10 protein-coding genes are annotated in these 9,019 nt (G+C 53.6%); 3 read left to right on the forward strand and 7 right to left on the reverse strand.

Annotation, left to right across the window (positions count from 1 at the left end; genetic code table 11):
* Nucleotides 1-108: 108 nt before the first annotated feature.
* The 3 genes from C2E25_RS17035 to C2E25_RS17045 all read right to left on the reverse strand — a co-directional run bounded on the left by C2E25_RS17035 (nt 109) and on the right by C2E25_RS17045 (nt 2,812).
* The gene (locus tag C2E25_RS17035) at nt 109-297 is read right to left on the reverse strand and encodes a hypothetical protein (RefSeq protein ID WP_103116912.1); all 189 of its coding nucleotides are present in this window, start codon (nt 295-297) and stop codon (nt 109-111) included.
* 236 nt (nt 298-533) lie between these two features.
* On the reverse strand, nt 534-2,042 hold the full coding sequence (locus C2E25_RS17040; protein WP_103116913.1) for a Fic family protein: 1,509 nt from the start codon (nt 2,040-2,042) through the stop codon (nt 534-536).
* Nucleotides 2,043-2,353: 311 nt separating this feature from the next.
* The gene (locus C2E25_RS17045; protein WP_332882192.1) at nt 2,354-2,812 is read right to left on the reverse strand and encodes a helix-turn-helix transcriptional regulator; all 459 of its coding nucleotides are present in this window, start codon (nt 2,810-2,812) and stop codon (nt 2,354-2,356) included.
* Here C2E25_RS17045 and C2E25_RS17050 point away from each other — a divergent pair.
* Nucleotides 2,773-3,321 (forward strand): ATP-binding protein, encoded by a 549-nt coding sequence (locus tag C2E25_RS17050; protein ID WP_233189476.1) that lies wholly within the window; start codon nt 2,773-2,775, stop codon nt 3,319-3,321. The two genes, C2E25_RS17045 and C2E25_RS17050, sit on opposite strands and share 40 nt — an antisense overlap.
* A gap of 130 nt (nt 3,322-3,451) precedes the next feature.
* Here C2E25_RS17050 and C2E25_RS17055 read toward each other — a convergent pair whose 3' ends face one another.
* The 3 genes from C2E25_RS17055 to C2E25_RS17065 are packed head-to-tail and all read right to left on the reverse strand — an operon-like array spanning nt 3,452 to nt 6,849.
* Nucleotides 3,452-5,338 carry a cytochrome c3 family protein gene (locus C2E25_RS17055; RefSeq protein WP_103116920.1) on the reverse strand — a complete coding sequence of 629 codons (1,887 nt, stop codon included), beginning with the start codon at nt 5,336-5,338 and terminating at the stop codon, nt 3,452-3,454.
* 34 nt (nt 5,339-5,372) lie between these two features.
* Entirely contained in the window at nt 5,373-5,867 is a 495-nt protein-coding gene (locus C2E25_RS17060; protein WP_103116915.1) for a universal stress protein, read from the reverse strand.
* A 49-nt stretch (nt 5,868-5,916) separates the two neighbouring features.
* The gene (locus tag C2E25_RS17065) at nt 5,917-6,849 is read right to left on the reverse strand and encodes a YeiH family protein (RefSeq protein ID WP_103116916.1); all 933 of its coding nucleotides are present in this window, start codon (nt 6,847-6,849) and stop codon (nt 5,917-5,919) included.
* Between the two features lie 171 nt (nt 6,850-7,020).
* Between C2E25_RS17065 and C2E25_RS17070 the strand changes: the two genes are divergently transcribed.
* Nucleotides 7,021-7,941, forward strand: a complete 921-nt coding sequence (locus C2E25_RS17070) for a LysR family transcriptional regulator (RefSeq protein ID WP_103116917.1) — start codon at nt 7,021-7,023, stop codon at nt 7,939-7,941.
* Nucleotides 7,942-8,221: 280 nt separating this feature from the next.
* Entirely contained in the window at nt 8,222-8,371 is a 150-nt protein-coding gene (locus C2E25_RS17075) for a hypothetical protein (protein ID WP_269845127.1), read from the forward strand.
* An 82-nt stretch (nt 8,372-8,453) separates the two neighbouring features.
* On the opposite strand, the gene C2E25_RS17080 is transcribed toward C2E25_RS17075, so the two are convergent.
* A complete protein-coding gene (locus C2E25_RS17080) occupies nt 8,454-8,891 on the reverse strand; it encodes a hypothetical protein (RefSeq protein WP_103116919.1) in 438 nt (145 codons plus the stop codon).
* Nucleotides 8,892-9,019 lie beyond the last annotated feature (128 nt).

The following is a 9,019-nucleotide window of genomic DNA, read 5'->3' on the forward strand; positions in this document are numbered from 1 at the left end:
CCGCATTGCCGCAGGATAGAGATAAAAGGGTTTTTTGGGCATAATGGTAATTATAATTGACAAAAACAACAATTTTTGTCAATTATATTTTTTATCTGGTAGAACACATCAGAAATCCGGGGAGACAATACCGATTTCTTTTTCCCCCGGAACTTCGGGCAACAGGGTCTGCCCGGTCTGCCGTTCCAACACCCTGATGAAGTCATCACTGCCGGCGGGGTGGCCGGTGCGGGTCTTTTCCAGAAGAACCGCCTCCTGTTTCGTCTTGCCATCCCGCAGAAACTGCAGCCAGGTCAACTGGCCCTTGGGGGGGGTCCATGATCGCCCGGGACGTAGATAAGATCATAAGTTTCTCAAGTAAACTGATTGCGAGATTAAAACATTATTCATGAACATCATCGGTACAGAACATAGCCTTGGTGGCCAGCTCAAAAGCGTGGATAACGGCAGCACTTAAATCACCTGCCAGTGCGACACCGCTTGGTAGAAGGTCCGGCGTAGCCGGGCCGTGGTTTTTGCCATTACCTTGAAACTCAGTCCCTCGCATATCCTTTCTGGACGGCATTTTCCATGTCGGCCAACTCGTCATCGGTCAGAAACCCGAAATGCGATTCCCTCTTTCTCGCCGAAAGGCGACCATTGTTTTGCAGGCAGAGTTGGATAAAAAGATCAATGAGGCGGTCAGGCATGTCCACGATCTCCTGAATGGCCTGCTTGGTCTTGTCGTAATTCGCCAGAAAATCGAGTTCTTCCACCAGTTCGTGCTCGATGGTGAGCTTGACGAAATCATACAACGCCTCCGCCTGAGCGGTCATGTCGATGTACCTGTACAGATGTCCGGTCTCATTTGGTACGGTCATCTGGCCGAGATCATCCAGGTCGTATTCAACCAGCCGCATCAGCGGGTTTGAGAACGCTTCCAGTGAGTGATCGTAAAGCGCCGGATTTTTCAGCATAGCGGCGGAGACCGGGAACATGAGTCCTTTCGGGATCTCGCCGCGCAGGAACAGGATATTGTGAATGAGAAACCGGTGAATACGGCCGTTGCCGTCCTCAAAGGGATGCATGAAGACGAATCCGTAGGAGATGGCAGCAGCATGGATAATGGCAGGGACCGCGCCCTTCTTCATCACCTGGTGGGCAGCGAGCAGTCCCGCCATCAGTTCCGGGAGGTCGGCAGGTCTAGGGCAGACATAGTGAACGAGCTGCTTCTGGTAGGAAATTGTCTGGCCGACGTAGTTCTGGTTGGCCCGGTAGTCCATGTCTCGGAATCGGGGATCGACGATGCGGTTCTGCACGTCGATCAGGAGCGGCTTCTCGCAAAAGTCCTTGTGCTCGGCTATCTCCAGCAAGCCGATGAATTTCTCTGTCCGGGAGGCGCTCGGCTTGATGTGTTCGATCTCGAATGAGGACTTGGTCTCTTTGTTATACAGGTAGTTTAGCGCCCGTCTGAGAAGCTCCTGTGGATAGGAGGTCACGACCTCTTTGCACCTTTTCTGCAGGTTGATTTCTTCCATGGCGGTGAGTTTTTCGGTACGCCGGATGATGGGACAAAAATCTTTCCCGCCAAGCAGATTGTCGATGACCCTCTGACGCTGCACGCGACGGCCGGGTGCTGCAGTGTAATAACGGTCCGGCTCAAGTAGCGGGGTGTAATTCCCCTTGGTCAAATCCGGCAGCGGGAGTTCTTGCCCGGTCAGGAATTCATACAGGAACCAGACCCTGCGGGCGTATTTCCCGGTCGGTTTCGAGCGGACCCAGGCCACGATCTCGTCTGCCGGGACCAGGTCGAAAAGGACCGACAGGATACCAAGATTGACGCCGTCGTACTTGAGGGCGAATTCCAGATGGTCTCCCGTCCCGTCTCCAGGCCAATACGTCTGGGAATAGACGGATTCTACCTGCCCATCCTGAATCGTCGAGCGCAGCGTTCCGGTCGGGCTGACTGAGGACCTGTGCCAGTTCGGCAAAGTACTCAGGTCGTATTTCTCTATCAGAAACGCATAGCCTGCCAGCCGGTTCTGTGTCCTGTCCAATGTCATCACACCTCAAAAAATAGTTACGAATCTAAAATAATGATAACAAGTGGAGCTTGCACTAAAAATATAGTTATATTGGTGACAATTTTCAAGAGAATTGTTTTGGGTGCCTGGGGTGAAGTCAAAACGGGAGTGGTTCTCCAAAAACGTGTTTGTATCTTAAAATACGATTACAAATAGGCATTGTTCAAGAAAAACAGTTACCAAGGCTGTTGGGATACCGGCAGACGATGCACAGTCTCCCGTAGAAAGGTGCTGTAGCATTGACGCAGCTTCGGCATTCAGTAGCCGTTATTTTAGGGAACTTCCGCTGATCAATAAATACTGATAGCATCAAAGCTCTGAACCCGATTTGCCAAAAAGGCCGCAATCTCTCCCCGGTTCCGACGACAGGGTTTATGCCTACCACTCAGCCAATCCGCCAACTGTTCCGGATCTCGTTCCATCTCGACACCAAGCTGTTCCAAGCTCAAACCGTTGACCTGTTTGTACCAGGCCAGTTTCCCCAGCAGATCCTCCGGTTGGGGGATGGGGTTGTAGCCAAGGAACTCGATGACACGGGGGATAAAGCGCAGATCAACCGATCCTCTGTTCTCCCAATTCCAGACCGTCGGGGTAGTGACGCTGAGCTTGGCGGCGACATCTTTTTGATACAACCCAAGCTCAATTCTGCGGCGTCGCAAATGATCGCCAATGGTAATGGGTTCGCGTGTGAATTCTTCAAGTAGCGGAATTGTCAGGGGAATTTCTACTTTATAGGCGTTTTCAGTCAACTTTAAATTGTTGGAAAAGGGGCACACACCCCTGCCCCTGCGGATTTCTCGGCGATCCCCAGCACCCCTGCTCCTGCACTCCGCTGATGACCCAGCGCTACCGCAGCCGCCTCTCCGGACCGCTGCTCGACCGCATCGACCTGCACATCGAGGCGCCGCGGGTCGCCCACAAGGATCTCGCCGCGACCTGCAGCGCCGAATCATCCGCCGCCATCCGCGCCCGGGTCGAGGCGGCGCGGCAGATCCAGCGAAAACGCCTGGAGCCCTTCGGCCTGCACACCAACAGCCAGATGCAGGCCCGGCACTTGAAACAGTTCTGCCGGCTTGACGCTGAAGGAGAGAAACTGCTGGAGATGGTCGTCGACCGGCTCGGCATGTCCGCCCGCAGCTACAGTCGCATCCTCAAGGTCGCCCGCACCATCGCCGATCTGACCGGGGAAGAGAACATCCGCCAGCCGCACCTGGCCGAGGCGGTGCAGTACCGGGGGCTGGATCGAAAGCTGGGGTGAGGAACGATTGAAAGACCATCAGAGCTCCTCACCCCAGCTTGAGGCAGGTTGGAAAAAGTGGATACCAATCTGATAGCCTGAGAGGCGCAAGGAGGTGTCCACTTTTTCCAACACCTCAGGCTTCAGTTGTTTATTTCAGCTTAGACAGCATCTCTTTACCCTTAGCCAAATTATGGAAGGCAACTGCACGGATTCGGGCAATATTTTTGCTTTCCGGCATCTGTTCAAGCTTGCGGAGAAAAGTCTGAAGTTCCTTTTGGTTCGCCTTGTATTTGACATCATCAAAGGGAATGGAAAAGTCGATCCCCTTCACGTTCCAGGCCTCGGGGAAAAACTTGAAGGGGGCAAAATCCTCCACTTGGCGTTTGTTCTTCGGCTTGATTTCGGTGGTCTTGATATCTTGGAAACGTATTCCTTCGGCATCGGCAACCAGTGTGTAGCTGCCGCGGAAGGGTTCCGCTACATCCTTCTTGCTGGCATAGGTAAACTCAGAATGGGAAACCTGACTTTTTGTAGCATGACAGCTTTCGCAGCTGCGGGGAGCACCCAGAGCGTGGCTCATCTTATCCATCTGGATCCAGAGCAGAGCCTTGTTGTTGCCGGGCAGGTCGCTGCGGGTACCGTTGATGATGAAGGCATCGTTGACATCGGTCAACTCGCGTGCCACTTCAAAGGTTTCCGGTTCACCCAACTCTGTTCTGCCCTGAATGGTTCGCTTGGGGATGGCCCGAAAGCGCAGACCCGACGGTTCGACGTCATTTTTCTGATTCAAGACCGCCATAGGAAAGGGTTTGACCGGAATCCACCGACCGGCCGGGTTCTTGATCAGAGTGGGCAGGTCGCGACTGCCGTAGTACTCCTTGTGCTTGGCGTAGGGCGTTTCCATTCCGGCGACCTTGCCCGGCCCCCAGAAAGTGAACTGGTAGCCACCAACGGCCTGGATATGACAGGAGGCGCAATCAACATTTGAATGTTCCGAGCTTTGGACCGCCTCGACGATTTCCTGGTGACATTCATTGCAGGAGTTACGTGCCTCGTCACTGGCCAGATGTCCGAACCGGTGATTGGTCACATTGTGACAGTCGAGGCAACCAACCCCGTTTTGGACATGAACCCCCGGCGGCAAATCCTTGGGAAACGCGTATTCACCACGCATGTATCCCGCCCCCCGGCGTCGATCCATGGGCCCGGCATGGCAGATTGTGGCCCGGCCGCCTCCGTAACAGGACGGGGTTTCCGGCCGTCCGAACAGGTGACGGCCTTCTCCTTTGTAGGGTTTGAAATGACAGTCATTGCAGCCCGCATGGCACTTGTTGCACTGACGATCGATGGCGGCATTCTGCCGGGCACTGTAAGGGACTGCCGTCTGCTCCGCGAGACGCTCAAAGTTATCGCCGAACCAGGCGCCGCAGTTCTGTGGCCCGGGCAGCCCTTCGGTAAAGCTCCGGAAGGCCCTCTGGTGCTTCAGCAGCCCCTTGGCGGAGCTGTTGTAATCATTTACCTCCTGGGCGTGACACTTGCCGCAGGTACTCTCGGCTATCTTGGGTGAATAGGCGAAGGTCTTCGGGTCGCGGTCATGGTAATAGAGACCCAGCACCTTTTTAACGCCCGCCTTCTTCAGGGTCTCCTTGGCGGGCTTGGGCAGCATGGCGGAAAGCTGGCTGGGGCCGCTCGGTTCAAGGGGGACAAGGCCAACCACACTGCGGTCCAACGCCTCTCCCTTAACGGTTTTCCCCACAGCCATCAGGAACGGTTTCAACAGACCCTGGTGGGCAAGATCCTTATCCCCGGTCTGGGCATTTCCCTGGTGGCAATCGACGCATGTAGGTTCACCACCCATGTTGACTTCCCGATCCACCGCGGCCGGATCAAGATAAAGGGAACCGGCTCCCAACTCGTCCATTTTGGCCCGGTCACCATGGCATTGCACACAGGACGATTCTGCATTATAAGCCCAGCCGGCCAACGGCAGAAGCAGCACACCCAGCAATCCGACACACCAAACCAATCTTTTCATCTTTCCCCTCATCATAAGTGGCTCCCTCCAGGATTTATTTCCCAAGTTTATTTCTCAGGGCATTAAGTACCTCATGTTGCTTTATCTCTGGGTGCCGAACCACCATGACCGGTTGAGTCGCCATTTTCACGACCCGATCCGCCGTGGTTCCGAAGAAGAAATGTTCGGTCTCCCGGTGTCCATGTTTACCCAGCACGATGAGAGAGACTTTTTCCTCATCGGCTTTTTTCATAATCTCCTCGTAGGGTGACCCAAAAAGAATCTTAATTTCAAAGTTATCGAAGTTTTCGGCATTATCATCAATAAATTTATTCATTGCCGCTGTTGCCTCTCTCTTAACCTGCTGCTGCAGATGGTCAAAAGAGATATGAGGCACATAAAAACTTCTTAGATCGACAGGCTTGGGTACGACATGAACCATGATTATTTTCGCTCTCAACTTTGTGGCCAAGGTCACCGCGACATCAAATGCGTACTCCGCATTTGTGGAAAAATCCGTGGCGAAAAGAATTTTCTTAAACTGTTTCATCGGTTTTCCTTTCGTGAGATCTGACGACCTTTGTGATTCGTTTTGTGTTTCAGCCAATCATGCCGTTAAGAATCGCCGCCAGAGTTAAGCCGCTGGCCAACAACCAAAGGCTGACGCCTTGAGCCAAGGGACGGATTCCGACATTTTTCAAGATTTCTTTTGTCAGCCCGGCACCAATTAGAAACAAAGTTATTACCAGCGCCTGCTTGGAGATGGCTGCCAACCCGCCCCAAACAGTACCGAATTGCGGTAACAGGGTGCGCACTGCCGCAGCGACAATAAAGCCAATAATAAACAGAGGGACCCTGGCCTTTTTCTCGGACTTGGTCATCCAGGCCGCGCCCATCACAAAGGGAATAATCCAGATAGCTCGGGTCAGTTTGACCGTCGTCCCCGTTGCGAGGGCGGCGGAGCCGTAGGCGGCTGCGGCCCCGACAACACTGCTGGTGTCATGAATGGCAAGTCCGGCCCATACCCCAAACTGGTGTTGACTGAGATGCAGAAGATGACCGAAAAACGGAAAGACCAGCAGGGCTACGGAGTTCAGGGTGAACACTGTTGCCAACGCCAGCGCCGCTTCGTCATCCTTGGCTTTGATAACCGGAGACATGGCGGCGATAGCACTACCCCCACAGATTGCCGTACCAAAAGAAATGAGCGCAGAGGTGTTCTTCTCTGTTTTGAAGAAACGTCCCAATAAAAGGCCGACCAATAAGGTCAGAGAAATGCCGATAATCGTATAAAGTATCGAGCTTTTACCTACCTGCCACACCTGCCCAAGACTCAGCCCAAAACCAAGGCCAACCACCGATAATTGCAGCAGCTTCCTGCTCCAGTCAGAAGACTTCTGGGGCCATGGATTACCGAGAAGCAGGCTGAACAATATCCCGGCGATCAGAGCGTGAGCCGTACTGACCATGGGGAAAGCGCACGCCGTCAGCAGAGTCAGAAACAAGATTTTCTTAAAATTAACACCAACCATCGATTATCACTCCTGTTGAATTGTCCGTCTTCAAATCAGCTTCGAAAAAGCCTGCCTTTACCGTCGCGGTATTCTCAGGCAAGGTCTGCCTAGGAAAATAGGCTTCCATTTTCCGTAAGTCCAATATATAATTCTTTAGAATAATATCAGTTTGATTGATAAGGATTGCGAATGGGTATTACTCTTAGACAGCTGGAAGTGTTTGTCACAGTGGCGCAGGAAGGGAATGTCACGCGAGCGGCGGAAGCTTTACGGATCTCCCAGTCGGCGGTCAGCATGTCGCTGGCTGAACTGGAAAAACTCCTTGGTGAGCAGATCTTTGACCGCCGGGGGAGAAGACTGGCGGTGAATGATCAGGGACGGGCGTTGATACCAAAAGCGGCCGCTGTCCTTGCTCGCGTTGGGGAAATTGATACTTTTTTCAGTGGGCCTGACAATCAGTTGGCGGGCTTGTTGAGAGTCGGGGCCAGTTCGACCATCGGCAACTATCTGATGCCGAGGATATTAGGCAAATTTACGGCGGCCTTTCCAGGAGCGCAACTCTCCCTTGATGTCGGTAATACGGAGCAAATTATCCAGGAATTGCTCCGCTTCAATATCGATGTCGGTTTTATAGAAGGCTTCTGCCACCAGGCTGCTATCGAAACGATTCCTTGGCGACAAGATCATCTGGCCATCCATGCTGGGGCGGACCACCCGTTGGCAAGAAAAAAGAAAATCAGCATTAGTGATCTCGTACAGGCTCGCTGGATATTGCGAGAGCAGGGTTCGGGAACCCGTGAAATTTTCGAGGCTGCGCTGGCAGGAAAAATGGACAGCATTAAGGTTTATCTGGAACTGGGGAATACCGAAGCGATCAAGGAGGCGGTGGAGGCGGGGCTCGGTATCAGCTGCCTGTCGCTGCTGGCGACCCGGAGGGCACGTCAGAGTGGCGCACTGGTGGCCTTGAAGACTCCGTTTCTCGATCTACGACGTAACTTTTACCTGGTGCTGCATGGCGAGAAATACCGGACACAGCTTCTGCGCCGCTTCATGGCCTTTTGCGAAGAATATTCGGCAGACGGTAAGGGGGAAACGGGTGCAAATGTTTAGTGGAGAAGTTGAAAAAACGACTAAGCGCATCGTCCCCTCTGTTTTTAACTGAAGCCTGACAATCTCTTTGGAATAAACCGTCTCAACATAGATGATGGTTGTCCCACAGTACTGCAGATGCCCGCCTGCTTTCACCGGGCTGTAGTTGCGTATCTGCGGGCGAGAAGCAACATGGGAATACAAAACTTTTGGCACAACCTAAGTATCAATTCTGCGACGCAGGTGGTCACGGATTACTTATCAGGAACTCTCAGGCACGTCCGAACCCGAATCTTCTGCAATCATCAGGGCGCGGGTGGAAGCGGCGAGAAATATTCAACGTGACCGGCTCAGCCAGTATGGGTTGCACTCCAATAGCCAGATGCAGGCCCGCCATATCCGAAAATTCTGTACCGTGGGCTCAGTTGCTGCTTGGGATGCGGCAGTGTGAGGGTTTTACTGGCGGCTACGATGCGATCCGACATAGTCTGGGGGTCGATCTGGTTTCTCATGTAAATCCGGGGACATGATATCTATTTCTTTCTTTTACGCGGCCGCCCCGGACGGCCCGGCAACAGGCTTCGCCCGGTCTGCCGTTCCAACTCCCTGATGAAGTCATCACTGCCGGCGGGGCGGCCGGTGCGGGTCTTTTCCAGAAGAACCGCCTCCTGTTCCGTCTCGCCATCCCGCAGAAACTGCAGCCAGTCATCCACTATGCTGGCAGGCGGCCGTTCGCGCAGAAGAGGGTTGGAATCGATCAGACCACACTGGTAGCGGGCGCTTGACCAGGGATAATCGGTTGCCTTTGGTACCATTCCGGCCTTGTTCTCAATATAACGGCCGGTGGCAAGAAGATGCTGCTGGTCGAGGATACATGAGCCGAACCGTCCCTGAACGAGGTAGCCACGCACACCGCGCTGGGTGACATGGTGTGGATAGTCGGGGACAACGAATCGAGAGAGACGTGCCATGGGCAAAGGCTATGAGAGGAATCGCCGTGGATCAGCAGAAAATGGCATTATGTCCCCCTGACAGAAAACAGCTGCTCCGCCTCCAGGCAATCCAGCCTGGAGAGACCATAATGCCGGGCACGCGCCGG

It is taken from the genome of Geothermobacter hydrogeniphilus (assembly GCF_002898515.1).
Lineage (GTDB): Bacteria > Desulfobacterota > Desulfuromonadia > Desulfuromonadales > Geothermobacteraceae > Geothermobacter_A.

What these genes read in the sequence shown, in the direction of transcription:
- C2E25_RS17040 (WP_103116913.1), bottom strand. Translation starts at nt 2,042, where the DNA reads ATGACATTGGACAGGACACAGAACCGGCTGGCAGGCTATGCGTTTCTG.
- C2E25_RS17055 (WP_103116920.1), bottom strand. Translation starts at nt 5,338, where the DNA reads ATGAAAAGATTGGTTTGGTGTGTCGGATTGCTGGGTGTGCTGCTTCTG.
- C2E25_RS17060 (WP_103116915.1), bottom strand. Translation starts at nt 5,867, where the DNA reads ATGAAACAGTTTAAGAAAATTCTTTTCGCCACGGATTTTTCCACAAAT.
- C2E25_RS17065 (WP_103116916.1), bottom strand. Translation starts at nt 6,849, where the DNA reads ATGGTTGGTGTTAATTTTAAGAAAATCTTGTTTCTGACTCTGCTGACG.
- C2E25_RS17070 (WP_103116917.1), top strand. Translation starts at nt 7,021, where the DNA reads ATGGGTATTACTCTTAGACAGCTGGAAGTGTTTGTCACAGTGGCGCAG.
- C2E25_RS17080 (WP_103116919.1), bottom strand. Translation starts at nt 8,891, where the DNA reads ATGGCACGTCTCTCTCGATTCGTTGTCCCCGACTATCCACACCATGTC.